Raw genomic sequence first — 24485 nt, forward strand, 5'->3', positions numbered from 1 at the left:
TCGATCGACATAGCAAATGATCAACCACGAATGACACCGTCCCTCTTTGCAGGCATTCCGGGTTGAGGTAGCAGCGCGTTCGGCCTGGTCCCACGACGGGGAGGGGGTTCAGAGCCGCAGGCTGGACGTCCAGCGGGCGAGCTGGGCGTCGATCTCCGCCCTGGTCCGGGGATGACCGGGGGCGTCGGGACGGCGCTGCCAGGGGTGCGGCCCGCCCGCCGGCCGGTACTCCACGCCCAGCGCGTCGAGGCGTCTTTCGTGCACGGCGAGCCGCGCCAGGAAGTCCTCGAAGTCGCGCGCGCCGCTCCACATCGCCTCGGCGAAGGCGGCCAGCCGCGGGAAGGCCATGTAGTCGAGCAGCCGGGGGGAGTCGATGTGCTCGGTCCACAGAGCGGCCTGCGCGCCGAGGATCCTGCCGCGCTCCTCGTCGCCGAGGCCGCCGGGGACGGGGTCGAAGGCGTGGACCGCGCGCAGGGACGTCACGCTGCCGATCGGCACCGGCTCCTGGTCGCCGTCGGCCTGGCGGAAGTCCAGGTACGTCTCGCTGAACGGCGAGACGACCACGTCGTGACCGGCCCGCACGGCCAGCACCGCGCACTTGTCGCCGCGCCAGGCCGCGACGGTGACGCCGGGCGGCAGGCCGCCTTCCAGGAGCTCGTCCCAGCCGAGCGGGCTGCGCCCGCGGGCCAGCAGGTAGTCGGTGAAGTGGCGCATGAGCCAGCTCTGCAGCTCGTCGGCGTCGTGCAGGCCGAGCTCGCGGATGCGCTCCTTGGCCGGGACGCTCTCGTTCCACTGGGTCTTCGGCACCTCGTCGCCGCCGACGCAGACGTACCGGCCGGGGAAGAGCTCCAGGACCTCGTCCAGGACGTCGGTGAAGAAGGCGATCGTGGCGTCGGCGACGTTGAGCACGTTCTCGCCGACCCCCCACTCGGTGCGGACCGGCAGGCGCTCGTCGAGGTTGCCGAGCTCGGGGTAGGCGGCGATGGCGGCCTGTGTGTGGCCGGGCAGGTCGATCTCCGGCACGATCGTGACGAACCGGTCGGCGGCGTAGGAGACGATCTCGCGGATGTCGTCCTGGCTGTAGAAGCCGCCGTGCGGGCGCCCGTCGAACCGCTGGTGCCGCGCGGCGCCCACCGGCGACTCGCGCCGCCACGCGCCGACCTCCGTGAGCCTGGGGTACTTCCTGATCTCCAGCCGCCAGCCCTGGTCGTCGGTCAGGTGCAGGTGCAGGACGTTGAGCTTGTGCGCGGCCAGCAGGTCGATGTACCGCAGCAGGTCGTTCTTCGGCAGGAAGTGCCTGGCCACGTCGATGAGGCAGCCGCGCCAGCCGTACTGCGGGGCGTCGGCGATCTCGACGGCGGGGATGCTCCACGCCCTGTCCCCGGTGCGTCCGGCCCGGAAGGCGGCGGGGTCGAGGAGCTGGCGCAGCGTCTGCGCCCCGTAGAAGGCGCCGGCCGGGCCCGTCGCCTCGATCAGCACCGACCCGGACGTGGCGGTGAGCCGGTACTCCTCGGGCCCGAGGCCCGCGACGAGCCGGAGCTCCACCCCGCCCGGCCCTTCAGGGAGCGGCAGGCCGGTGGCCGGGGTGAGGGCCCCGCGAAGCCATTGCGCGGCCCCGGCCAGCGCCGGGTCGGCGGACAGCGGGGTCGTGGCGGTGAAGGTGAACCGGCCCTCGCCGGGCGTGCGGCGGGCGGGCGCCGGGATCGTCGCGTTCACAGGGCCTGCACGGTACGGGTCTCGCGGGCGCGCTCGGCGGCCCATACGACCAGGTGCCCGGCCAGCGCCTCGGCCGGGCCGGCGCCCAGCGGCGCCTGGTCCCCGGCGGCGACGGCGTCGATGAACGCCTCGGTGAGGCCCCCGTCGCCGCCGCCGTGGCCGTCGGCCAGCGACGCGCCCGCCGACGTCTCGGTGTCGATCAGCTCCTCGGCGCCGGTCACGAAGTCGACGACCCTGATCTCGCGCCCGTCGCCCTCGGCGTACCCGCGGGTGCCGAAGATCCGGGTCCTGCGGTGCTCCAGCGGCGTGAACGCCGTCATGGTGAACGACACGGTCGCGCCCTTCGCGAACTCCAGCGTGACGACCTGCTGGTCCACCACGTCGTTGTCGCAGTCGTAGACGCAGCGGCCGTACGGGCCGGTCTCCAGTGCGTGCGTGACGCCCGCCACGGTGGCGTCGGAGGTGACGGCGCCGAGCGGCCAGAACTCCCGGCGCGGGTCGCCGAGGCAGCTCAGGTACAGACGCTTGGCGGAGTAGGCGCAGTCGGGCTCGACGGCGCAGCTCACACACCGCGTGCTCGCGCCCTCGGGCCGGTTCTCCGGCCGGAAGTGGGTCAGCGAGCCGAAGGACGACACCGCGACCGGCTGCTCGCCGAGGATGTGGAGCAACCAATCGATGTCATGACAGGACTTGGTCAGCAGCATCGGCCCCGATTCGGCCGCGTTCCGCCAGGCGCCCCGCACGAAGGAGTGGGCCATGTGCCACCAGCCCACCGGCTCCAGGTGCTGCACGCTGGAGATCGTGCCCAACCGGCCGCTGTCCAGGAGCTTCTTCAACGCCCTGGTGTAGGCCGTGTAGCGGAGCACGTGACAGACCGCGAACAGCACGCCGTTGCGCTCGACCGCCTCGACGATGCGGCGGGCCTCCGGCTCCGTCGGGGCCATCGGCTTCTCCAGCAGGATGGCGTAACCGAGGTCGGCGAAGGCCACGGCCGGCTCGACGTGCAACCGGTCCTGGGTCGCGATCACCACGGCGTCCGCGAGCTTCGGCACGGCGGCCAGTTCGTCCCATCCGGCGAAGCAGGCGCTGTCCGGCAGGTCGTGGTCGGCGGCCACCTTGGCCCGGCGGGCCGGGTCCGGGTCGGCCACTGCCACGATGCGCGCCCGGCCGTCCGCGGCGGCGGCCCTGGCGTAGATCTGGCCGCGGGATCCGGCCCCGACGATGGCTATGGTCACGGTCATTTCGCAAACTCCTTTATGAAGGTCTCCATAGATAGTCACGAGAATGACCTTGCCGTCAAGCCTCTGCTCGCAGGGCACATGCAGCTAGAAGAGGGGATGGGCCGAAGGGATATAGTTCAGAGACCAGTGATAGTGAGGAGTGTGACCGTGCAGGTCAGTGGCGGCGACCTTCAGCGGCTACGCCAGCTGAACTCCCTGAGCAGCATCCGCGCCCTGCGCGAGGCGCGCGAGCCACTGACGCTCACCGAGCTGTCCGCCCGCACCGGGCTGTCGCGGGCCTCCGTCGTGGACGTCGTCACGGATCTGGAGCAGCGCGGCTGGATCGGCGAGGTGCCGCCCGCGCCGGGCGCCATGGGCCGGCCCGCCAAGCGCTACCGGTTCCGTACCGACGCGGGGCACGTGCTCGGCATCGACGTGGGCGTGCACAAGGTGCTGGCGGTGATCACCGACCTGGCCGGCCGGGTCGTGGCCAGCGGGCGGGTCGCCGTAGACCGGCACACCGCCCAGCGGGAGCGGCTGGAGGCGGTGTGGCGGGCCGTCGACGCCGCGCTCCTCGCGGGCGGGCTGAGCGCGTCCGACATGTGGGGCGTCACCGCGGGCAGCACCGGCGTCGTCAACCGCGAAGGGCTCGTCACCATGGTCAACGACCTGCCCGACTGGGCCGGCGTCGACCTCGTCGGACACCTCGGGCAGCGGCTCGCCTGCCCGATCGCCATCGAGAACGACAGCAAGCTCGCCGCGCTCGCCGAGCAGCGGCTCGGGGTGGCCGCGGGCGTCCAGCACCTCGTCTACCTGCACGTCGGCCGCCGACCCGGCGCCGCGCTGATCATCGACGGGCGCCTGCACCACGGGTTCAGCGGGGCCACCGGCGAGGTCGGGCTCATGAAGATCACGGGCTGGAGCACCATGGCCGAGCTCCTGGAGAGCGGCCCGGCGGCCAAGGGCGCCTCGCCCGAGGAGGCCGCCCGGCAGGTCTTCGGCGCGGCCCGGGCCGGCGACCCGGAGGCCAGGGCCGCGGTCGACGCGTACGCCTGCCATCTCGCGCTCGGCACCGCCGCGATGGTGCTGACGCTCGACCCCGAACTGGTCGTGCTCGGCGGCGGGTTCTCCCGCTCGGCCGACGTCCTGCTGCCCGCGCTGCGCCGGGCGCTCGAACCCCACTGTGTACGCGTGCCCGACATCCGCCCCTCGACGCTCGGCGAGGAGTGCGTCGCCTTGGGCGGGGCCTGTCTGGCGCTCGACCACGTGGACGATCGGTTCTTCTCCCCTGAGGGTTCCCTCTCCAGCCCCGCCGCTCCGCAGCGACCTTCCTGACTTCTCCCGGCCGCACGAGAAACTTCGGGACGTCGGCCAGGGATGCGTCACCTTTTCGTCAGGTCACTTTGTGCAATCGGAAGATTACTTTCTGTATGCATTGTTCGTGGTCGTCGCCGGCCTCCCGAGCCGGCCGATCATCTCGCGGGCCCGCCCGCCGTGGAGGCCGGCGCCCGCCCGCCCACCGCTTCAGTGGAGGTAACCCATGCCCGCCAGCCCCGTCGCCCGCCTGACGGCCGCATCCGCCGTCGCCCTGGTGGCCGCCGCCATCGCCCCCACCTCGACGGCCCACGCCGCCCAGGCCGGCCCGCCGGTCTGCCTGGACGCCACCAACAGCCGCGCCGACAACACCAACGTGCGGCTGTGGACGTGCCTGGACCATCCCAACCAGAAGTGGGTGATCCAGGGCGGCCAGATCAAGGTCGAGGACACCGTCGGCAGCGGCCGGGAGGTCTGCCTGGACGCCACCAACAGCCGCGCCAACAACACCAACGTGCGCCTGTGGACGTGCCTGAACCACCCGAACCAGAAGTGGGTGATCCGAGGCGGCCAGATCAAGGTCGAGGACACCGTCGGCACCGGCCGCGAGGTCTGCCTCGACACCACCAACAGCCGCGCCAACAACACCGTGGTGCGGCTCTGGACGTGCCTGAACCACCCCAACCAGAAGTGGGTCGTCCAGGGCGGCCAGATCAAGGTCGAGGACACCCTGACCTGACCTGACCGACCCCGGATCACGGCGCGGTCGTGGCGGATCCCGCCCGTCCCTCGCGGAACGCGATGGCCGCCCCCTCGGTACGGGGGCCGCGCCCGGTTTCGCCAGGATGTGGGGACGTGCACGCCCGCCGTGCTGGGCTAGATGTGCAACCGGGCGGCGATCTGCCGGTTGCCAACCCGTCGGCGATCAGGACGAGCACATCGCGCTCTCGCTCGCGCTCGGTGAGCCCGTCCTGCGCCGGTCGGGGCCGTCCGAGCCGGGCGATCTACCGGGCGCGCGGCGCCCGGCTCACGGGCCGGCCGCGCGGTTTCCCTGAGCCGGGCCGTTCTGCTGGGCCGTTCTGCCGGGTCGGTCGCCCGCCGCCGGAGCGGCCCGCGCGTCGTGGAACAGGCTCAGCGCCCGGCTCGTAGGGCTGCCCCAGGTCCCGCCAGGCGGCCGCCGCGTCGTCCCAGTCGGCGTCCTCGACTAGTACGCGCAGCATGGACTGCCTGGCCCGGTCGAACGGCCCGTCCACGCCGAGCATCGCATCGGCCGCGGCGAGTTCGGCCTGCCGGGCCGCGACCCGCCTCGCGGGGCGCGCCGCGAGCCGGCCGCCCCCGCTGCGCCAGGACACCGGCGACCAGGACCGTCCGGGGCGTCACCACGATCGACAACCTCTGGGTCCGCCTGGTGGACGTCGACCGGTACTTGACCCCCCGGATGTGGTCCTGGAGGTCCAGGACCCGTTCTGCCCCTGGAACGCCGGACGCCACCGCCTGCGGGCCGACGGCGACTCCGTCACCTGCGAACCCACCCCGGCCCATTCCGACCTGCGGCTGACCTGCGCCGAGCTGGGGGCGGCCTACCGGGGCGGCGCCACGCTGTCGTCCCTGGCCGCGGCGGGCCGGGGCGAGGAACTGCGGCCCGGCGCGGTCACCGCCGCCTCGCTCGCCTTCCGCCGGGAGCGGGCGCCCTTCCACCTGTCGAGCTGGGCGTTTCCTACCTTCTGACCCGCCGTGTCCCTTGGCTCACGGACGTAGCGGCCGGGATGTCGTCAGGACGTGTCGGTGGTGGGTGTCATGTCACTCAGGTGCGGCTCTGGCGTCATGTCGGTCATGTGCGGCTCTGGCGTCATGTCGGACATGTGCGGCCCTGGCGTCATGTCCGGCATCTGTGGCTCCGGTGTCATGCCGGGCATGTGTGGGATGCAGGGCATGCTCTGCTCGCCGAACCACTGGACCAGGTACCGCCGCATCGTGGCGACCTCGGCCCGCTGGTCGTCGCGCACCTTGCGGGCGAAGTCGGCGACCTGGGGATGCAGCGCCTCGCCGTGCACCAGGAGCTGCTGCGACATCATGATCGCCATCATGTGGTGCGGGATCATGTGCTGCAGGAACGCCTTGTCGAGCTGATTCCCCGAGAGCCCCGACAGGTCGGGCATCGTGGTCCCGCTCGGGCTCGGCGCCGGGCTCTGCGGGTACCACTGCCGCAGCCAGCCCTTCATCCTGGCGACCTCGGCCGTCTGCGTCGTGACGATCGACTGCCCGAGCTGCCGCATCTCCGGCCTGCTGGACCGCTGCAACTGACGGGCCGCGGCGATGGCGTCCTGGTGGTGCGGGACCATCTGCGACAGGTAGTCGTACTCGCTGGTCACGCGATGCATCTGCCCCATGCCTGGGCACGTGGGCTGCGTTCCGTCAGGGCTCGGGGACGGCGCCGGCGGAGATGCCATGGCCGCCGCGGTGGCCCCCGAAGTGGCCCCCGACGCGGTGGCGATGGCGGCCAGGAATGCCCCTGCGGCCATCGCTGTCTTCGTGGAGCGTCGCTTCATGCGTACCCCCAACGCCGATTCGACACCTACTCCCACGGTAACCCCACCGCTCAGGCCGGCCCCCAGGGAGGCCCGCGCTGCCCCGCGCCGACGGAACGGCGGTAAGTCGAGGATTCTCGACCTTATGATGATCCCCCTATGCAGGGAAAAATCTTGATATTCGCGGTTTTATTACTGACGGGCTGTTCGACGAACGAGCCGAAGGACTGGCTGCTCAAGGATCCGAGCCGCTGGCCGCTGGCATCCTTGCCGGCCGCGGCCTCCAAATCGGGCATGCCGGACGGGGCGGACAAGGTGCTGGCGCGCATCCAGGTCGGGAAGTACGACATGGTCCCCTGGATCAGCAGCAAGGGCGTGTGCGGCCTCGCCGACCAGGGCTCCTCCAGCGTGAACTTCAACATGAGCCAGGATCTGACCAAGTCCGAGGGCAACGTCGCCACCACGGATGAAGGCTTCGCCGGGCCCGAGGAACGCATGGCCGGCACCAGTTCGGAGAGCACCGTGACCCTGTGGTGCACCCCCACCCGGATGTTCGTCACCGTCAAGGCGAAAAACCTCGGAAAGGTGGAGCTTTACGGGAACGCGGCGGCAAAGAAGACCCAGGAAAAACTGACGGTCGTCGTGGGCACGCCGGAGGCGGTCAAGCAGTCACTCCCCGGCGCGACCCTGATCGGTCGCTGACTCCGTCCTTCCCCAGGCCGGCACCTCCATTTCAGCCCGCCTGAACAGATCCTCAACAAATGCTCAACACCGCCGGCGTCAATCTCGACCACAGATCCGAGCCATGCGAAGGGAGACGTGCAAATGACGCACATCCTCGGGAACGCCGCGGCCACGCTCGCCGGGGCCGGCCTGGCGCTCGCCCTGCTGACGTCCACCGCGCACGCCACCACGGCCGCCACCACGGCCGCCCCGGCGCACAGCGTCCGGTCGAGCTGCACGATGAGCGATGGCGAGACGGCGTACTTCGAGATGAAGTACCGGACGGCCGGCGGGTACCACCGCGTTTCCGACATCTTCTACCGATGGAACTCCAAGGCGCCGATCCGCCTGAAGACCGTGCACCTCAACCTGATGGTCGAACGCCCCGGCAAGGACAGAAAGGTCCACGGGGAGACGCTTCACGAGAAGAAAGCACTCACCGACCTCTCCTACGACGTCATCATCGACGTCAAGGTCCCGGCCAAGAAGAAGCTCTACCTCCTCGCGGACGCCACGTTCGTGAAGAAGGGCGACACCCTGCGCTGCGTGGGACGCACATCCGGCGTCTGACGCCTCCCGGCCATCCACCACCTGATCTCCGGCATATCAGCCCGCCGGCACAGGGCGGTGGCCCAGCCGGCAGGCGGACGACGTTCACGGCCGCCCCCGCTTGCGGCGGTCCTTCCGGGAGTCCGGTCCGAGATCGGGTGTCTTGTAGGTGACCAGGGGGATCGTGGTGGCGATGGGCGTGGCCAGGCCGTGGTCGACGAGGTCGTCGATCACCTGCTCGATGCGTTTGTAGGCCGTGGGCGCCTCCTCGAAGAGGAGCTGACGGTCGCCGCACACCACCACCGACCCCATCGGCGTGCGGCGCAGCTCCTCGACGGTGTGCTTGGCCCGGCCGCGGCGCAGGGCGTCCGCGCGCGACATCTTGCGGCCCGCGCCGTGCGCCACGGAGTGGCCGGCGTCCGGACCGGCGTGGGCGGCCACCAGGTAGGACGGGGTGCCGCGGGTGCCGGCGATGAGCACGTCCCGGCCGTCGCCCGGCGCCGCTCCCTTGCGGTGCAGGTAGCCGCCGTCGCGCAGTTCGACCAGGTTGTGGCACTGGTCGAGGATCGGCTCGGCGGGCTCGAACCCCAGCGCGTGGGCGACCCGCGCGGCCAGCAGCCGCCGGTTGAGCGACCCCCACCGTACGGCCTGGTCGTGCCTGGCCAGGTAGGCGCCGGGATCAGGGGCGGGCCCCGCGCCGTGGACGTCGGTGTGCTCGCGCAGGATCCGTTCGCCCAGCCCCCGTGAACCGCTGTGGACGACGAGGACCAGGTCACCGGCGTCGAGGCCGAGCCGGGCGGCGTGGCCGGGTTCGAAGACGGTCCCGATCCGGGCCAGCTCGACGAAGTGGTTGCCGCGGCCGACCGTCCCGAGGCCCTCGACGTGACCGGCGGGGATGTCGTCCTTCATGACGGCCCAGGCGGGATCGTCGGCATCACGTTCGGGATCCAGCGCACGATCGAGGTCGGGAAAGCGGGCGGCGAGCTTCTCGGGCACGGCGCGCTTGAGCCTGACCGGGAACACGGCGATGCCGCACCCGATGTCCGAGCCCACCAGGAACGGATACAGGACGGCCGACGCCATGGCGGCCCCGACGGGCGCGCCCTTGCCGGGGTGCAGGTCGGGCATGGCGGCGACGTGCGTCATGCCGTCGAGCGCGGCCACCTGACGGCACTGCGCGACGGCGTCGGACTCGATCCAGCTGGTGGGGGAGGCGAACACGGTGACGGTGGCCCCCGTGGCCGGGCGTTGCTGAGACAAAGACGTTCTCTTCCCTGCAGAACGGTATGGACAGGCGGCATCACGACGCGAACCGGCGTCGCGGCCTCTCGGCGAGCGGGGTGTCTGTCGTCAGAGCCTCATGGGGATCACGTTCTCGAACCCCGGCCATCCCAGGCAACCGATTTTCAGCCCGTCCCCTGCGAGCACGACGCAGTGCTAAGCCGGCCCAGGCTTCGGGTTCGCCGACCCGACCGGCAGCCCATTGCGAGCCGACCGTTGCAGACATCGGCTGGATCGCGGGCCAGCGTCCAGCAACTGTCCTGACGGACTTCGCCGCATCCGCGCGAGCACACCACTGCGCGGTGTCGGAATGCCGCACGGATCCGGTACGGCGAGACCTGCCTGGCCAATCCGGGCGTGCCCGGCCGCCCCGCCGCTCTTCCACCACCGGCCGCGCGAGCAGCTTGTCGATGCTGCGGCGCTCGCGCTTGGTGGGACGCCCCGCGCCACGAGCCCGGACGGCCACCACCACGGTCTCCTCGCGAGGAGGAGGCGGGGGGCTCTTGTCGACGTAGCACTCGGCGGCCACGGCGGCGCCGACGCGCTTGGTGATGGCACGGGAGACCACCACGATGCGCTCGCGCCCGTCGTGCCGCAGCCGGATCTCGTCCCCGGCCCGTACGGCCTGCGCAGGCTTGACCCGCACCCCGTTGACCCGGACGTGACCGCCCCGGCAGGCGTCGGCCGCCATCGAACGGGTCTTGGTGAGCCGTACCGCCCAGATCCAGCTGTCCACCCGCACACTCAGCTGCTCACCCACCACCCCGCCACTGTACTGAGAACACCACACCACCGACATCCACTGATTGTCCGGTTCATGAAGCAGCCGCCGCGCAGGCTATGCCGCTGCCGGGACACAGTCATGCAGTCGTCCGTAGCGTTCGCGGGCGATCCGGAGCAGGTCGGTGAAGTCCTTGACCAGATCCCGGCCTTGCGCCACCTGCGAAACATCCATTCCCATCCAGGGCCGGTCGTTGCCGCACCGGAACAGCATGAACGCCACGTACGGCTTCGTCCTGGGGCTGTTCCCCGTGAAGGCGATCAGCCCTTTTCCGAGATCCGCCGGCAGTTCGGACAGCCGTTTCTTCCCGAAGTTCTCGCGGGCGAGCTCAAGCGCTCCTTCTCCATCACGAATGGACCAGTTGAGTGAGAAGCGGTTGTACTCGTTCCTCAGCGAGCAGGCGCCATGCGTGGCGGGAACGCCGTCCTTGTTCTCTTCCAACGGTATGGCCAAGCCGCTGATCGTCCGTATTGCTTCCTGTGGGACGACGTCGCACCAGTAAGGGCCGGAGTCGCTCACCGGCTGTGGCGAGGCAGTTGGCTTGGCCGGCGGAGAGGGGTTCTGCTGGGCGCAGCCGACGCTCAGCGTCAGCACGAGAAGAGTGCAGAGGGCGGCCATCGTGGCGCGTGTGGACATGTCAGTACCGCTCGATGCCGAGATTGCTGTGCACGTCGAACAGGGCGCTGTTGTCCATGGCTTCCTTGACGGTCTGAGTGCTGCTCTCGACCTTGGTGTGCCAGCGCGCCCATTCGATGAACTTGTCGAAGGTCTCCGGGTCGGCGACGATCTCGTCGAGCGGTTTCAGTTTGGGGGGATCGCCGTTCGTGGCGAAGGGAGAGCCCTTGGCGTCGTCGAGCGCGCTGCGACTCCACCGGCCGTTCGCGATGCTGCTGCCGAGAACCATCTTGTGGACCATCCACATGGCCATCTCGCGATCGTTGCCCGCCTCCTGCAGGGCCGACTCCGAGGAGAGGCCCTGTTTCATCAGCCGGTCGGCCAGGAATGCCGAGAGCTTGTCGAACCCCATGGGCGTGAGCTTCTCGTGTGCCTTGTCGCCCCAGAACCCGAATCGCGTGGCGAGTTTGCCCACCGGCCCGGTCGCCTCACCGAGCACACCGCTGATCAGGCTCTTCATTTCCTCTTTGGCCTGCTCATCGCTCTTGGCCTGCGAGAGGAGGAACAGGCGTCGAGTTTCGAGCAGATGTCCCATGAAGCGTGCCTCGGGGAGCAGCACCTCGTTCAGGCTCTCCCCGCCGTCCCGCCGGTAGGACTCCTGAACCTTCAGCAACATTCTCTCGACCTCCGCTCCCACAAGCGCCTTGGTGGCGGCCTCGTCACGGCCGACGAAGAGCAGCAGGCGATCCATCTCGGCACGGTCGATGTCTTTGAGCTCGGGTGTCTTGTCGTCGAAGACTCCGAAGATCTCGTCGACATGGGCGGCCATGACCGTTCCTATCGGTCCGCTGAGAAAGGACAGCCGGTCCAGTTGCTTCCGGTCGAGAATCTCCAGTTTGCCGTCGCCACTCCGTCCGACAACCCCGTCGAGCTCCTTCTTGAGAAGCACGAGCGCTTCGTTGGCGTGCTCGAATGACTCCTTGTCCTTGCCGCTGAGCGCTTTCTGCAGCAGGCCGGCGAACGGGGCCTGGTTGCGTGTGTTGTTGAAGCCGTCCAGCCGGTCGGTGAGCAGATACTCCATGATGGACTTCGTCCACCCCTTCGGAGTGTGGAAGAGCAACGCCTGTGCCGCCGGCAACGAGTACTTTCCGGCCTGCGAGAGATCGTCGATGACGCTGGCCTTGATCTGTTCCCCCGGCTGCCCCATACGAGGGCCGCCGGGTTGCATGGAGTCGCTGATGCCGAGCACCGTGGCCAGATCGAGGCTGTTGGCGTACAGGCCGCGGGAATCCGACAGCTCCTTCTGGTGCACAACCACGTCCCGGCCCACTACTTCCATGAACCGCTTCGAGAACGGTGGCTTGCCCTCGCCGGCTCGCCAGATCAGCGCTTGAGCCTGATAGCCGACGTAGGTCACCTCAAGCGCCTTGTGCTCGGCACGGCCTTCCTTCACAAGCTGGTCCAGATACGTCTGCCCCATATACGCCTTGTCGGCGGGGTCGGTGCCCTTGGCCAGGGCCACGGACAGCAGCTTCATCACCTGTTCGACCTGCTTGACCTGTCGCGGATCACGTCGGGACATGACGTTGGCCCGCACTTGCAGCCCCAGCACGGCCGGTAGCTCGGTGATGCCCTTGACGCCCAGCTTCGCCAGGAAAACCTTGACGAACTCCGGATCGTCCGCCCTGTCGGCATACCCCTGCAGCCCGGCCAGCGCCGCCTTGTCCCCGCGGCCGGCGGCAACCGCCGCGTTCGCGGCCAACGTGCCATCCAGGAGCCCCTGCGCGGCGGCCGTCGAATCCGGGACGGCGATCATGGTCCCGTCCGGTGTGCAGTCACGGTGGACGACCTTCGTCCGTTCCATCTCCTGGACGATGTGCTGACGGCGTCGCAGATCGTCCACCTCCGCACTGACTTCCTTCGCCATGCTGCGGATGCGCAGGGCCGGCTCGGTGCTCAGCCCTGCCGCGGAGAGCTCGCCGTGCAGCATCGCGGCCAAGTCCTCCAGTTGCAGCGCCGCAGCGGTGTGGCGGGCGACCAGAGTGTCGAACTCGGGTCGCTTGACCCCGCTGTAGCTCATCACATGCTCGCCAACTCGTCGTTCGCAGCCGCGACGGCTTGGGCCAACATCGCACGCAGCTCGCGCTGGCGACTGAGCAAGGCCTGCTGAAAGCGGCTCCCGCTCGGTCCCACCCAGGCCCGGGCATCCATCAATGTGCAAGAAGGGTGCAGCGTCCACCAGTGGTCGTCAGACAACTTCTGGATGCGCACCACCGCTGCCTGCATCGCCTCGCGATCAAGCCCAGGCATCCCGGATCCCCTCGGTACGGCTTCAAGGCCCCCGATGACGATAACCCGAACTGAGTCGATCGCTTCGGGAAACCGACCCATTTGCGATTGCCGGGAAATCCATCGAGCCGAATCAAAGTCCAGTGCGTACATTCGTAGCGAGCCGTTGCCCATACCAGTGTTTGGGACGTTTTGAGCCGCGGGCCGCCTGCTTATCCCTCATGACGTGACAAAAGCTGGTTCCACAACTCATCCAACTCTGCAACTTCGTCAACCCGGGCCGCGGATGCTCCAACGGCACCCTCAGCACCGGCTCGGTGGCGTCCACATATAGGAAAGCGTGCAGCAGAACAGCCGCGGCAGCCCGCCGCCTGCGTCAACAGAGCGTCGGAGCGCTGAGCACTACCGCGCTTGATCGAAAGCGGTTTCTCCCAGAGCGCGGTTCAGGCGGTCGCGGACGAATGGCGACCCGCGACGGGGCGCAAGGGGCCCCGGGCGCGGGGCCTCCTGACCGCGAACTACGGCGTCGGTGACGATCCCGGCGTACAGCCGACGGACACTGCCTATACGGATGCCTGCCCGTGTTCTTGCCGGTAGGCATGACGAGCGGAGATGCGATCTCGGGGACGGCGCGGCGCGTCCGCCCCCGATCGCCATCCGACGGATGCCGTCATCCGAATCTGGATCCCGGTGCCGTCGTCGGGGGCGTGGCCGTTCAATGGCCATGTGGGCGTCGGGTCAGGTCTTCTCCTGGAGGGTGACGTTGACGTCGCGCGCCTGGCCGTCCCTCAGGTAGGTGATTTTGACCTGTTGGCCCGGCTTGAAGCTTCTGACCTGTCCGACGACGGTCTCGCCCGCGTCGACCGGTGTGTTGCCGATCTTCGTGATCAGGTCGCCTTGCTTCAGTCCGGCCTTCTCCGCCGGGCTTCCCGCTATGACCTGGCTGATCAGGGCGCCGGGCACGTCGCCGGTCGCGTCGGTGACGCTCACCCCGAGGACCGCGTGACGGACCTTGCCGGTGGCGATGAGCTGGTCGGAGACCTGCTTGGCGGTGTTGACCGGGATGGCGAAGCCCACGCCGCCGCCGGCGGCGTTCGAGGCGATGGCGGTGTTGATGCCGACCAGCTCACCCGCGGCGTTGACCAGCGCGCCGCCGGAGTTGCCCGGGTTGATCGAGGCGTCGGTCTGGATGGCGCCGCCGATCGTCGTGCCGGCGCTTTGCCGGCTCTGCTCCTGCCCCCAGCCGGGAGGGACCTGCTGCCGCTGGTCAGGGCCGGTGGTGAGGGTACGGTCAAGCGCGCTGACGATGCCCGCCGTCACGGATCCGTCCAGGCCGAGGGGGCTGCCGATGGCCAGTACGGCGTCACCGACCTTGAGCGCGTCGCTGTCGCCGAGCGTCGCCTTGGTCAGCCCGGACACGTCCGCAGCCCTGATGACGGCCAGGTCGGTGGCCGGATCGGTGCCGACGATGCTCGCCTTGGCCGTCTTGCCGTCGCTGAACTTCACGCTCATCTGCCCGCCGCCCTGGCTAGCACCCTCGACCACGTGGTTGTTGGTGAGGATGAGGCCGTCCGCCGACAGCACGACGCCCGAGCCCTCGCCGGTCTGCCCCTGGATCATCACGACGGTCGGCTGCACCTTGGCCGCGACGTCCGCCACGGTGAGCGACCCGGAGGCCGGCTTGAGGACGGGACTGGGAACGTGGCTGGTGGTGGCGACGGGCGCGGGCTGGAAGGAGGTCGCCGCGACGGCGCCGACCACCCCGCCGACGATCGCCATGGCCGCCAGTGCGAGCCCGGCCACCGCCTTCTGGCCGGCGGTGAAACGTGCCTTCAAGGTCGGCGGAGGCGGGGGCGGCGGCTGCTCCGTGACGATCGGGTCGCGGCGGGGGAAGCCTCCGACGGTCGGTGGCGTGGTGCCGAACTGGCTCCACCCGCCGTTGCCCTGCGCTCTAGGGTCCTGCTCGTGAGGCTCGTGCGCGTTCATCTGTCATCTCCCTCAAGTTCTGCTGCCTCACGGTGCCAACTCCGGCGTAAGACCCGGCTAAGCCCTTGATCCCGGAACCGGGCCTCCTCCTCATGGCGGCCTTATCGATCCAGGTCGGGCGGGCATGAGTCGCCGACATTCATTTCTACAAGTTGTCGAACATCACCGCCCGAACCGGCGCATCCGACCCTGACGAGCGCAACCCGACTCGCGGCGGCGAGCCGAGGACCGTGAGCACGACCACGGCGCCTGTCGAAGACGTCCGCTTACGGCGGCCAAATTCTACGCACTGTAGAAGTTCTACGGATCGAAGGTCGGAGGTGGCGGATGGACAAGAACGCCGAGGGCGCGCGCAGGGAGCGGCTCTCCGCGCTGCAGGCCGAGCAGCGCGATCACGGCGTTCGTCCTGGACGACCGGGCCGGACGTTCGCCGGTCGCGGTCCAGACGATCGACGTGAGCAGTCGCAACCACACCGACAAGGTCGTCAGCTACCCGCAGGCCCCGCCGGTCGGCGGCGACCATGCGCCGGAGCGGCAGAACTGCGGCATCTACAGCAAGCCCCTGCGCAACGAGAACGTCGTCCACAGCCAGGAGGACGGAGCCGTCTGGATCGCCTTCTGGCCGGGGCTGCCGAAGGAGCAACTGGAGACCCTGTACAAGCAGGCCCAGGGACGCGACTTCGTCGTGCTGTCGCCGTACACGGGGCTGTCCGCGCCGGTCGTGCTCAGCGCGTGGGGCAAGCAGCTGAAGCTCGACAGCGCCGACGACCCGCGGCTGACGGCGTTCCCGCGCGCCAACGTCAACGGCCCCGGGACGCCCGAGCCGGGCGCGTCCTGCAGCGGCGGGATCGGGGAGCCGTCGGCGTGAGGCTCACGGCTACCAGCCGATCTCGTCGCAGCCGGTGTGTCCGTCCGGCTCCACCTGCAAGGTCGCGTGCGCGACCCCATGACGGGTGCGCAGCAGGTCGCGGGCCTGATCGAGGACGGCGTGGTTGTCGCTCTGGTCGCCCGTGACGAGGTGGGCGGTGGCGACGTTCATGCCGGAGGTCAGCGTCCACAGGTGCAGGTCGTGCACGTCGCGCACGCCCTCGATGGCCGCCAGGTCGGCCGCCACGACGGAGGCGTCCATGCCCTCGGGCACGTGCTGGCCGAGCACCGCGAACACCTGCCGGCCGAGCGAGATCGCACGCACGGCGACGAACACGCCGATGGCCAGCGCGATGACCGTGTCCCAGAACACCTGGCCGGTCGCCGTGATCAGCCACCCCGCCGCGATGACGCCGACCGAACCCGCCGTGTCGGCCACCACCTCCAGGTACGCGCCCTTGACGTTGAGACTCTCACTGGCGCCGGACCGCAGCAGGAACAGCGCGATCAGGTTGACCACCAGCCCGAGCGCACCCACCACGAGCATCGGCCCGGAGGACACCTCGGACGAGCCGCCGATCCTGCCGATCGCCTCGGCGACCACGTAGACGGCGACGCCCAGCATGAGGACCACGGCCAGCAGCGAGGCGAACACCTCGGCTCGGTAGGAGCCGTAGCTGCGCCGGCCGGTGGTGTCGGGGCGGGCGGCGATCCTGGTGGCGACCAGCGCCGCGCCGAGCGTGACCACGTCGGCGGCCATGTGCCCGGCGTCCGACATCAGGGCCAGCGACCCGGAGATCAGTCCGTAGACCAGCTCGACCAGGAAGAATCCACCGATCAGCACGAACGAGACCGCCAGCCGCCAGCGGTGCCGGGCCCCGGCGTGCCCGTGCCCATGCCCGTGACCCATCAGCGTTCGCCCTCCCGTTCCGGGTGGATGGCCTCGGTGTGCTCGGTGTGGGCCAGCGCCAGGTCCAGCAGCATCCGCACGTGCGGATCCTCCAGCCGGTAGTAGGCCATCCGGCCCGAGCGACGGGCGGCCACGATGCGATGGGCGCGCAGCAGCCGCAGCGCGTGGGAGACCGCCGACTCGCTCTGCCCGGTCACCGCCGCCAGGTCGCACACGCACAGCTCGCCGTCCAGCAGGGCGACCAGCAGCTTCAGCCGGTTGGGGTCGGACAGCAGGCCGAAGATGTCCGCCGTGTCCGTGAGGTCCTCGGCAGCGGGCATCCGCTCGCACACCGCGGACACCCGGTCGGCATCCACGACCTTGACGGCGCAGCCGTCCACCATCAACACATTCTCAGCTGAAGAACTGTTCATATGTGTATTTTGGCGCCCATGCAGCGAATGTCAACAACGACAACTCCCCCACACCGCACCTACGCCGGGACGCACCCCGAGGCGGCGTCGTCCCGGTCAGCGGCGCTGGCCCTTCGGTAGGGAAGGGGCAGCGGGATAGTGGCCGTCCGGTCGGGATCGTCCGTGGTCGGAGCGCAGCCGGCGTCGGTGCTGTCTGCGGATCAAGAACAGCTGCAGGAGTCTCCTGGACCGAGTTCGGCGGCTCGGCCACCATCAGAACATGACCGGAAGCGGATCAGCGGGGGCGGGTGGCGGGGGAACGGGCTCGCGCCTGAACTGGACGGCAGTGAGCGCTCTGGCTGGTTCGATCGCAGCCGTGGTCGCGCTCTTGGCTTACCTGATGCCACCCAAGACCCCGCCCGGCACAGTGGTTTCCAGTCCGTCCCCGCCGCCGTCCTCGCCGGGTCGGGTCGTCACTCGCCACCCACCATCGCCGGTGGATTCATCGCCTGAGCCCAGCACGTCCCAATCACCGAGCCGCACGCGAGCGGTCCAGAAATCCCCTCCAGCGGTGCCGGAGGTCCGGTCTGTCGGCTGTGACGAGACGGCGGCGGTCCTGACCGCCTACACCAGGAATGCCGGAACCAGCCGCCGCGGCCAGGCGGCCGCGGCTCAGCAGACGTACAGCGACTTGATGGGCGCGGGACTCAACGCGCAGGGAGCGGTAGGAGTGAAGATCAGGCGACTGGCCGCGGAGTTCCAGGAACTGAGCTTCCGCCTGACGGGCATGACCGGCGGCGACCCCAACCAGGTGATCGCGGATATCAATACGGACGTCGCGGAGTTCAACAGGTTGTGCGCATTCGGCTGATCGCTCTACCGCGACGGCACACGGACATGAAGTTCAGTCCTCAAGAGCGGTCGTCGGCACCCACACGGAGGAGTCGGTCGCCTCCTGCAAATGTGCAGGCATGCATAAGACCCGCCGAGAGACCAAGGCGCTGGTGGCCGGCCTGTCATGAAGTCGGGGCCGCTCGTTCATGAGGGCAGGGGTTCTGACGTTCTGGCGTCATGTGGAAAGCGACGATCAGGCTTCTGGACGAGCGGTCAATGAACAGCGGTGAGGTCGACGACCACGAACTTGTCGCCGCGGCCGAAGAGGGCGATGTTGCCGCCGGCCGGGGCGCGGTAGCGGGTCCGGGTGTCGATGCCGCGGATCTCGGCGGACACCCCTGACTGCACGTCGTGCACCAGCGCGCGATCCGGCAGTTGGGCGGACAGGAAGCGGTCCCGCTGGAGAGGCTGCGGCGCGACTCCCGTCATATCCATCTCGTGTCGTGCTCGTCCGTCCCGGCCCTGGACCTGTGCCATCGCGGATCGGGCGGGGTGCGTGACGCAGAGCGTGATGCCGCAGGCCACAGGGCTGCCTGGCTGCAAGCCGGTCTGGGCGCGCTTCTCGCCGGTCTCGATGTTCATGACGGACTGGAAGGGGGCTTCGTTGCCGCCGAACGTCCCGGGTGATCCGACCCAGGGCCAGTTCAGGATGTGCTGTCCCTGCGTGCCTTCTACGCGCTGCGGTTGCCCGCCGTTGACGTCCACGGTGAAGACGCCCTCGTTCCCGGCTGACCAGGCGAGACGGCCACGGGTGACGGCGATTCCGGTGACGAAGCCGGCCGATGAGGCGGGCGGCAGCGGAGCGGAGGTGACGAGCTGCGGTTTGCCGCCGGTCGTCGGGACGGTCCAGATGTCGGCGGTTCGTTTGTCGTCGGCGCCGCGGGCGGTCCACCAGGCGATCCGGCCTTGGCCTGCGGTGAAGCCGTCGGGGAAGAGGGTGGTGCCGGCTGGGAGGGTGATGTCGGCGAGTTTGTCCATCTCGCCGCTGTTCACGTCGTAGGTGTAGAGCCCGTTCGCCTTCTCGAAGCCGCCTTCGGCGGTCAGGAGAACCTTGGTGGCATCCACCATCAGTCGCGGCCGGACCTTCCTGCCGTCGGGGTTCGTGCACTGCTGTAGGCCACAGTTTCTCGATGGGTTCAGGCGCCGAGCTGACGGAAGCGGTTCCACTGCTGGCTGAGGAGGTTTCCGGCTTGGACAGAACGTACGTTGTGACTGTGACGATTGCCGCGACGGCTACTCCGCTCGCGACCGCTGCGGTAAGCGTGCTGCGGCGGGAACGCTTGGAACGACGGTTGAGCTGAACCTGCGCGTAGTCCGGCGTATCGGCCATTTGGCGTCCTTGGTGAGCGGCTGAGTTCACGAGGCGGGTGCGGAGAAAGATTCATACAAGAGTGCACGACCAAGGGCCCGGGCGAGGGGACGTCGGCAAATCCTCCGGTCGGCGCTCTCCGCGAAGGACAAATGCCGGTCGAGACCCAGCTGCTGCAGTTGAGCACTCTGATGGTGCCGTTGGACAGCCTGTTTGTGTGCCGACCGCGACGTGGGCAACCAAGCTGTCGCGTTCCTGAGTCGGCCGGGTCGGGATTGGGGAATGCCACGGGGTTCGGAGGGGACCCCGTGGCATTCTGGAGTGGCGCGGGGTTGGCCGGCCATCAGGCGGTGTCGAGGGCCTCAGTGATCTTACGGGCTATGTCGGTCACGGTCGGGCTGGGCTCGCCTTCTGGGACTCGACGGCGGCGTCGACGGCGACGGTGACAGGGCGGCGGAAGTTGTCGGCCTCCTCCGGAGCCTGCTGCTTGCGCAGGTTGATGGAGGTGGTCAGGGCAGGCAGCACCTGGTCGGCGAGCGTGGCGACGGTCTTGCCTGTCAGGCTCTTGGGAGCCTTGACCAGGACGTGCCGCTCAGACCGGTGGCGGAAGCCAGGGCGATGGAGCCGTTGGTGGCGGCCTTGTGGGCCGAGCCTGGCAGCGCCGGCGGCCGACATCAGCGAGACGGCGCCCCAGCCGGCGAGGCGGAGCGTGAGTTGGTCCTGATCGGAGAGGGGGATGGCCATGATGGGGATGTTCCTCAGCGTTGCGGTAAGGAACGGGCGGGCGTAGCACCCGTTCATGGCGTTTTCGATCGCCGACTGCTCTGATTTCGGACTGTCGCCGGGCTGACGCGACTCCATGAGTGGCTCATGGACGCTTGCTCTTGTCGATCAGGCTGGAGACGCCGATCAGGGTGCCACCTCCCGCTCCCAGCCCCACGATGAGAGCGTTCGGCCACGTGGCTTTGTCGGCGAGCATCAGGCCCGTGGTGATCGCCATGGCGATGATTGCGCACAGGAAGGTGAGGAGGGTGCGTTCAGACAGCACTGGTGCCTCCGATGAACACGGTGATGTGGTCGAAGCGAGCGTCGCAGCGGGGCGGGGGCGGCACGGCGTCGAGATGGCTTGCCATGTGGTTCCCTTCTGTCTCTTGAGTCACATCAGTACGGCGATGTCGCTCAGGACATAGGCGGCCACATCGGCATAACCCTCGTTTGGGGCGTTAGGAAGATTTTTCTCAACAGAGCGGGGGAAAATCGCCGCGGGCTGCATAGAGCAGGTGCGTACACCCTCAATCATGTCCCCCGGACCGTGGCTGTCCCTGCGGTCCTCCAACCCCTCGAGGGGAGCGGGTATGTCGATGGCCCACGAACAGCCCGACCCAGGCGGCGCCTGCCACGACGGTGACTCCTGCGGTCCAGCGGTGACGACGTGGGAAGACGACGCAGGCGGCAGGGACGACGAACCGGCCGCCGAGGAACTGGCGTCACCGATCGACAGCGAGTTCGTTGCGGACGCCGAGAGACAGCTTGCGGAAGATGTTGAGCCCGAGAGTGACGAGGCGCGGCAGGCGAGACTGGAGAACGATCACAAGATCGTGATGCTGCTGAGGGCCGACCTGGCGGCAGGCCGCCGTGACCGATTCGACAGAGTGGCGGAGCAGTTGGTCCGCTACGCCTTGCCGATCTTGGGGATGTGGGTGGCGCGAGGGGAGATTTTCGCAAAGGTCAACCAGCGGCGGGAGCAGGCGAACCAGACCCGGGCCGGCCAAGGTAAGAGTCCGCTCCCGAAGATCACCCGCGATCCGTTCGACTGGCGAGCGTGGGATCGGGACGAGGTTGAGGAGTTCGTGCACGACCTTGCTGGGGAGGGCGTGGAGAGGTTCCGCCGCGCGGTCGAGGAAGGCCAGTGCGATCCGCGTCGGGGGGCGTCGATGCGTACGTACTTCATCGGAGGATGTCTGTTCGCCTTCGAGAAGGTCTACCGCCACAGATGCCGGCAGCAACGACTCGAGCGTGCGCTCGTCTCTGCGGGCCTCGCCCATGACGTCGCGGCGTTGGAGCCGGTACGGCAATTCGCGCTAACCCCGGGACCGGAGCGCCAGGTCATCGTGCGTGACGAGATTTCCCGTGCCATGGCGCAGATCCCGGCACCTGAGATGCATCAGGTCCTGTGGTACAGCGCACTCGGCTACACCCAGCAGGAGGCCGCGGAGAAGGCAGGCCTCACCCCCAAGGCGCTCGAAGGCCGGCTGAGGCGGGTTCGTCAGAAGTTCGACAGGAGAAACACGGCCGCGCAGACCACGACAGACCCCGATGACGCGGAGAGGTGACGGTCATGAGTCAGACAGAAGACCGGTGGACCCCACGGGCACGCGTAGAACCTGGCGGGCCCGAAGCGCATGCCCGAGATGAACTGGACGATCTGCTGGCAGGCTCGTCGCTGGGCAGCCCCGTGGTCAAGCGAATTCAGGCGCTGGTTCCCGCCGAGACAGCTCGGCGGGCCCGCATCCACCACCCTTCTCCCAGCGCCGGGTTCGACGTCAACGAACTGGTCTCCCGGATTCTGGCAGCGATGTGTCGGCAAGCCGCGACGCATAGAACCGGTGCGCGACTCGCCGAGGGGAACACGACAGGCGATCTGTGGTGGCCCCGTGCCGATGCGTTGGCCCACGCCGTGCCCCGCCCGATTTGCCCAACTGACGTCTGGAGATCGCCGGGCAGCATCGTCCTGAGGGTGCCACCACGGATGCGTGCAGCCCTGAGAGTGATCGAACAACCGGGCGGTCCGGATCGCGTCCTTCGCCAACTCGTGGATGACGGCGTGCTGAGAGAGGTTCGCGATGATGTCGCCAGGCGGATCGCGTTGCTCGCCGCGGCGCTCATCGACGACGCCCCGCCCGGACTCCTGCGGGCGTACGCGGTGGTTCTGGAGCTGCAATCAACCGAAGAGCGACCACCGCTTGCCGCGAGTGATCCCGGGCCAAAGAGTCTGCGAGACGGCGACCGGCTCGCGAAGGATTCAACCCGGCTTACGTTCCCATCGGAACGTCCGCGACCGTCGCGGAGATACTTTCAGACTCATGATTGGTACGGCGGCAATCCGACACCCTTTTCTCCATTCATGCGGTTCGCCTGGCCGATACAATTTTCCGATCTCTTCCGCTTCTTCCTCCACCGTCATAGTGAGTCTGATCCGTCATGCACTCCTGACATCGCGACTCGTTCGGACATTCTCTACGCCGGTTTCCTGAATGGCCATTCACACGATGTTGGCAAATGGAATCGCTCCTTCCAGAGGGCTCTTCGCTGCCGGAGGCAACGCGAAGCGTGGGAGCGGTGTCCGGAATGTCAGCGGCAGTGGGCTGCCGGGTTGCCCTCGTCGACAATCAACCTGCGAGCTGCTCAGCACATGCTCACCGGTTGCGCACCCGCCGACCTCGACAAAGTGTTAGAAGTGACGCGGCATCGTCTGCTCCGCATATTGGGTTATCGATCCGAGTCGGTCCGACCTCGCGTTTTTCTGGACCCATTTGTTCGTGATTTCTGCGGATTTTCGGTGGTAGTTGGTGGCAGGGAGCTTCTTCACCGAGAGCTACGGCAACGTGTACGGAAGGGAGAGGGCGAGGCGGGCACCGAAGTAGCAGGAACATCGGCGTCTTCGCGCTCCGTGCGCGCATTCCTGGGTGGAATCACCGCGCCAGGAAACAGTCCGTGCTCGAAAAGTTCCAAGGCGTAGTCGCGATGGGTATGTTCCTGAGCCTGCACGGTACGCCTACCTCCTCCTCCGTCCTCCCGGGAGCGCGATGGTCAGCCCCGCCGCACAGCAGAGGCCCTATCCCGTCGATGAGCTGGCGCGAGCCGTCCGCTTGGAAATCGCCGCTGAACTCCGCGTGGATGGCGAGGGCGAAAAGGTCTCCTTGGCCGCCGGCCGCCGCACCGGCGGGAGCAGCGAGTCCCGCGAGTACGTGTTCACTTGCAAGGCGTGGAAGGACGCCTTCTCCGGTGAGAAACTGCTCATCCGGCTGTCCCGCTCCCGAGCGCCATGGGAACGTGCAGAGGCAGCGCGAATGCCCGACGGCAAGGTCAGAGTTCGTACGTCCGCCGACCTCGGTAGCGATCCCGCAAACGCCCAACTGCGCAGGGATGAAACGGCAGGACTGGAGGCTCTGCTCGATCGGATGGAGGGGGCGAACGGCGGCGACAACAGCCCGGTCAACCTCACGACCGCAGGTTGGGTGCTAGGCCAGGGCAAGCCGCGCCACGCTCGCTGCACCACTCCCGACCACTTCATCCGTGGCTACCGAAACCGCACGCTCAACGCGAACCAACGGCAGGCGATCGAAAGTGCTCTGGGCAGCGACCTGACTTTCGTCTGGGGCCCGCCGGGAACCGGCAAGACGGACGTGGTTGCCGCCATCGTCGAGGGCTGCTACCGGCAAGGACTGCGGGTCCTGTTTCTCGCCCCGACCAAGGTCGCCGTGGACCAGGCGCTTGAACGCATCTGTGACCTGTTGTCGGGCGAAGACTCGTTCGATGTCGGCCTGGTGCAGCGCGCCAGCGACATCGAGTTGTCCTCCCTGGCCGCGAAGTTCGGCGATCAGATCGACTCGGCGAAAATCGCTGAACGGATGTCGATGACGGTGGCGGGCCAGATCGCTGCCATCCGCGAGCAGTTGTCGGCCAACCAAGAGCTGCTCGCCGTCCATGCGGACGCCGAACGCGTCGAAGAACGCCGGTACCCGCCCCGGCTCGCATCGTCCCGTCGGGCGTATGTGGCTCGCAGTGCCATGTCCCCTGATCATGGTCTTACGGTTGCATGCGGGCACCGTCTGCTGCCTACCGAGGACACAAAACAAAAGACTCGCGCCTGTGAAACCGCAGGTCAGAGGCCTGAAATGCCGATCTAGGTGAGTGCCCCCGGCAGGATTCGAACCTGCGGCACCCGCTTTAGGAGAGTGGGACCTACTCCGTCTCTTTGGATGGCTTGAGCTGGGCATATAGCAGCCGGGGCACCTAGGGCCTGTTTCGAAGTGTTGATCAACGGCGTGTCGAAGCCGGACATGCAGAGAGGTCTCCGGTAAAGGGTTCAACGACCAAGAAGAACCAAC

At 68.4% G+C, this 24485-nt stretch carries 23 protein-coding genes and 1 pseudogene; 9 read left to right on the plus strand and 15 right to left on the minus strand.

What is annotated here, in order from left to right:
- Window positions 1-108: 108 nt before the first annotated feature.
- Both ACIBST_RS44610 and ACIBST_RS44615 read right to left on the minus strand, forming a co-directional pair.
- Window positions 109-1761 (minus strand): beta-N-acetylhexosaminidase, encoded by a 1653-nt coding sequence (locus tag ACIBST_RS44610; RefSeq protein ID WP_397179536.1) that lies wholly within the window; start codon window positions 1759-1761, stop codon window positions 109-111.
- A complete protein-coding gene (locus tag ACIBST_RS44615; RefSeq protein ID WP_397179537.1) occupies window positions 1713-2957 on the minus strand; it encodes a Gfo/Idh/MocA family protein in 1245 nt (414 codons plus the stop codon). The genes ACIBST_RS44610 and ACIBST_RS44615 overlap by 49 nt, the downstream gene beginning before the upstream one ends.
- Window positions 2958-3098: 141 nt before the next feature.
- Here ACIBST_RS44615 and ACIBST_RS44620 point away from each other — a divergent pair, with 141 nt between their 5' ends.
- On the plus strand, window positions 3099-4271 hold the full coding sequence (locus ACIBST_RS44620) for an ROK family protein (protein WP_397179538.1): 1173 nt from the start codon (window positions 3099-3101) through the stop codon (window positions 4269-4271).
- 205 nt (window positions 4272-4476) lie between these two features.
- The gene (locus tag ACIBST_RS44625) at window positions 4477-4989 is read left to right on the plus strand and encodes an RICIN domain-containing protein (protein ID WP_397179539.1); all 513 of its coding nucleotides are present in this window, start codon (window positions 4477-4479) and stop codon (window positions 4987-4989) included.
- A gap of 265 nt (window positions 4990-5254) precedes the next feature.
- Here the strand turns inward: ACIBST_RS44625 and ACIBST_RS44630 are convergent, their stop codons facing one another.
- Window positions 5255-5602 carry a hypothetical protein gene (locus ACIBST_RS44630; RefSeq protein ID WP_397179540.1) on the minus strand — a complete coding sequence of 116 codons (348 nt, stop codon included), beginning with the start codon at window positions 5600-5602 and terminating at the stop codon, window positions 5255-5257.
- Between the two features lie 88 nt (window positions 5603-5690).
- On the opposite strand from ACIBST_RS44630, the gene ACIBST_RS44635 reads away from it, so the two are divergent.
- Window positions 5691-5978 carry a sterol carrier protein domain-containing protein gene (locus ACIBST_RS44635; protein WP_397179541.1) on the plus strand — a complete coding sequence of 96 codons (288 nt, stop codon included), beginning with the start codon at window positions 5691-5693 and terminating at the stop codon, window positions 5976-5978.
- A gap of 44 nt (window positions 5979-6022) precedes the next feature.
- Here ACIBST_RS44635 and ACIBST_RS44640 read toward each other — a convergent pair whose 3' ends face one another.
- A complete protein-coding gene (locus ACIBST_RS44640; RefSeq protein ID WP_397179542.1) occupies window positions 6023-6640 on the minus strand; it encodes a DUF305 domain-containing protein in 618 nt (205 codons plus the stop codon).
- A 297-nt stretch (window positions 6641-6937) separates the two neighbouring features.
- Between ACIBST_RS44640 and ACIBST_RS44645 the strand changes: the two genes are divergently transcribed.
- Window positions 6938-7480: a hypothetical protein gene (locus tag ACIBST_RS44645; protein ID WP_397179543.1), complete on the plus strand. Its 543-nt coding sequence runs from the start codon at window positions 6938-6940 to the stop codon at window positions 7478-7480.
- A gap of 123 nt (window positions 7481-7603) precedes the next feature.
- A complete protein-coding gene (locus ACIBST_RS44650) occupies window positions 7604-8071 on the plus strand; it encodes a hypothetical protein (RefSeq protein WP_397179544.1) in 468 nt (155 codons plus the stop codon).
- 84 nt (window positions 8072-8155) lie between these two features.
- Here ACIBST_RS44650 and ACIBST_RS44655 read toward each other — a convergent pair whose 3' ends face one another.
- From ACIBST_RS44655 to ACIBST_RS44680, 6 genes and pseudogenes are all read right to left on the minus strand, one after another.
- On the minus strand, window positions 8156-9310 hold the full coding sequence (locus ACIBST_RS44655; protein WP_397179545.1) for an RNA ligase RtcB family protein: 1155 nt from the start codon (window positions 9308-9310) through the stop codon (window positions 8156-8158).
- A gap of 421 nt (window positions 9311-9731) precedes the next feature.
- A pseudogene (locus ACIBST_RS44660) lies at window positions 9732-10130 on the minus strand (RNA-binding S4 domain-containing protein); the annotation flags it as partial.
- Between the two features lie 39 nt (window positions 10131-10169).
- The gene (locus ACIBST_RS44665) at window positions 10170-10706 is read right to left on the minus strand and encodes a hypothetical protein (RefSeq protein WP_397179546.1); all 537 of its coding nucleotides are present in this window, start codon (window positions 10704-10706) and stop codon (window positions 10170-10172) included.
- A 43-nt stretch (window positions 10707-10749) separates the two neighbouring features.
- Window positions 10750-12807 (minus strand): hypothetical protein, encoded by a 2058-nt coding sequence (locus tag ACIBST_RS44670; protein ID WP_397179547.1) that lies wholly within the window; start codon window positions 12805-12807, stop codon window positions 10750-10752.
- Window positions 12807-13169, minus strand: coding sequence for a hypothetical protein (locus tag ACIBST_RS44675; protein ID WP_397179548.1), 363 nt, complete (start codon window positions 13167-13169; stop codon window positions 12807-12809). The genes ACIBST_RS44670 and ACIBST_RS44675 overlap by 1 nt, the downstream gene beginning before the upstream one ends.
- Before the next feature lie 585 nt (window positions 13170-13754).
- Window positions 13755-15002, minus strand: coding sequence for a S1C family serine protease (locus tag ACIBST_RS44680; protein ID WP_397179549.1), 1248 nt, complete (start codon window positions 15000-15002; stop codon window positions 13755-13757).
- 454 nt (window positions 15003-15456) lie between these two features.
- On the opposite strand from ACIBST_RS44680, the gene ACIBST_RS44685 reads away from it, so the two are divergent.
- A complete protein-coding gene (locus ACIBST_RS44685; RefSeq protein ID WP_397179550.1) occupies window positions 15457-15870 on the plus strand; it encodes a DUF3105 domain-containing protein in 414 nt (137 codons plus the stop codon).
- Between the two features lie 9 nt (window positions 15871-15879).
- On the opposite strand, the gene ACIBST_RS44690 is transcribed toward ACIBST_RS44685, so the two are convergent.
- Both ACIBST_RS44690 and ACIBST_RS44695 read right to left on the minus strand, forming a co-directional pair.
- On the minus strand, window positions 15880-16779 hold the full coding sequence (locus ACIBST_RS44690) for a cation diffusion facilitator family transporter (RefSeq protein ID WP_397179551.1): 900 nt from the start codon (window positions 16777-16779) through the stop codon (window positions 15880-15882).
- Complete coding sequence (locus ACIBST_RS44695; protein ID WP_352361466.1) at window positions 16779-17162, minus strand: metalloregulator ArsR/SmtB family transcription factor; 384 nt, start codon at window positions 17160-17162, stop codon at window positions 16779-16781. Before ACIBST_RS44695 ends, ACIBST_RS44690 begins: the two co-directional genes overlap by 1 nt.
- 580 nt (window positions 17163-17742) lie before the next feature.
- Between ACIBST_RS44695 and ACIBST_RS44700 the strand changes: the two genes are divergently transcribed.
- Window positions 17743-18042, plus strand: coding sequence for a hypothetical protein (locus ACIBST_RS44700; protein WP_397179552.1), 300 nt, complete (start codon window positions 17743-17745; stop codon window positions 18040-18042).
- A 236-nt stretch (window positions 18043-18278) separates the two neighbouring features.
- Here ACIBST_RS44700 and ACIBST_RS44705 read toward each other — a convergent pair whose 3' ends face one another.
- The 3 genes from ACIBST_RS44705 to ACIBST_RS44715 form a co-directional block, all read right to left on the minus strand.
- Window positions 18279-19133 (minus strand): hypothetical protein, encoded by an 855-nt coding sequence (locus tag ACIBST_RS44705; protein ID WP_397179553.1) that lies wholly within the window; start codon window positions 19131-19133, stop codon window positions 18279-18281.
- A 628-nt stretch (window positions 19134-19761) separates the two neighbouring features.
- A complete protein-coding gene (locus ACIBST_RS44710) occupies window positions 19762-20235 on the minus strand; it encodes a hypothetical protein (protein ID WP_397179554.1) in 474 nt (157 codons plus the stop codon).
- A gap of 7 nt (window positions 20236-20242) precedes the next feature.
- Window positions 20243-20422, minus strand: a complete 180-nt coding sequence (locus ACIBST_RS44715) for a hypothetical protein (protein WP_397179555.1) — start codon at window positions 20420-20422, stop codon at window positions 20243-20245.
- Between the two features lie 307 nt (window positions 20423-20729).
- On the opposite strand from ACIBST_RS44715, the gene ACIBST_RS44720 reads away from it, so the two are divergent.
- Window positions 20730-21707, plus strand: coding sequence for a helix-turn-helix transcriptional regulator (locus tag ACIBST_RS44720; RefSeq protein WP_397179556.1), 978 nt, complete (start codon window positions 20730-20732; stop codon window positions 21705-21707).
- A 1473-nt stretch (window positions 21708-23180) separates the two neighbouring features.
- Window positions 23181-24284, plus strand: coding sequence for an AAA domain-containing protein (locus ACIBST_RS44725; RefSeq protein WP_397179557.1), 1104 nt, complete (start codon window positions 23181-23183; stop codon window positions 24282-24284).
- Window positions 24285-24485 lie beyond the last annotated feature (201 nt).

Origin of the sequence: Nonomuraea sp. NPDC049684, from assembly GCF_044465345.1 — a bacterium.
Taxonomy (GTDB): Bacteria; Actinomycetota; Actinomycetes; order Streptosporangiales; family Streptosporangiaceae; genus Nonomuraea.

Excerpts from the sequence above, each read along its gene's own strand:
- ACIBST_RS44695 (WP_352361466.1), bottom strand. The coding sequence starts at position 17,162 with ATGGTGGACGGCTGCGCCGTCAAGGTCGTGGATGCCGACCGGGTGTCC.
- ACIBST_RS44720 (WP_397179556.1), top strand. The coding sequence starts at position 20,730 with ATGTCGATGGCCCACGAACAGCCCGACCCAGGCGGCGCCTGCCACGAC.
- ACIBST_RS44650 (WP_397179544.1), top strand. The coding sequence starts at position 7,604 with ATGACGCACATCCTCGGGAACGCCGCGGCCACGCTCGCCGGGGCCGGC.
- ACIBST_RS44625 (WP_397179539.1), top strand. The coding sequence starts at position 4,477 with ATGCCCGCCAGCCCCGTCGCCCGCCTGACGGCCGCATCCGCCGTCGCC.
- ACIBST_RS44725 (WP_397179557.1), top strand. The coding sequence starts at position 23,181 with ATGGTCAGCCCCGCCGCACAGCAGAGGCCCTATCCCGTCGATGAGCTG.
- ACIBST_RS44710 (WP_397179554.1), bottom strand. The coding sequence starts at position 20,235 with ATGGAGTCGCGTCAGCCCGGCGACAGTCCGAAATCAGAGCAGTCGGCG.
- ACIBST_RS44705 (WP_397179553.1), bottom strand. The coding sequence starts at position 19,133 with ATGGTGGATGCCACCAAGGTTCTCCTGACCGCCGAAGGCGGCTTCGAG.
- ACIBST_RS44615 (WP_397179537.1), bottom strand. The coding sequence starts at position 2,957 with ATGACCGTGACCATAGCCATCGTCGGGGCCGGATCCCGCGGCCAGATC.
- ACIBST_RS44610 (WP_397179536.1), bottom strand. The coding sequence starts at position 1,761 with ATGGGCCGCCGAGCGCGCCCGCGAGACCCGTACCGTGCAGGCCCTGTG.
- ACIBST_RS44680 (WP_397179549.1), bottom strand. The coding sequence starts at position 15,002 with ATGAACGCGCACGAGCCTCACGAGCAGGACCCTAGAGCGCAGGGCAAC.
- ACIBST_RS44640 (WP_397179542.1), bottom strand. The coding sequence starts at position 6,640 with ATGGGGCAGATGCATCGCGTGACCAGCGAGTACGACTACCTGTCGCAG.
- ACIBST_RS44675 (WP_397179548.1), bottom strand. The coding sequence starts at position 13,169 with ATGTACGCACTGGACTTTGATTCGGCTCGATGGATTTCCCGGCAATCG.
- ACIBST_RS44690 (WP_397179551.1), bottom strand. The coding sequence starts at position 16,779 with ATGGGTCACGGGCATGGGCACGGGCACGCCGGGGCCCGGCACCGCTGG.
- ACIBST_RS44645 (WP_397179543.1), top strand. The coding sequence starts at position 6,938 with ATGCAGGGAAAAATCTTGATATTCGCGGTTTTATTACTGACGGGCTGT.
- ACIBST_RS44670 (WP_397179547.1), bottom strand. The coding sequence starts at position 12,807 with ATGAGCTACAGCGGGGTCAAGCGACCCGAGTTCGACACTCTGGTCGCC.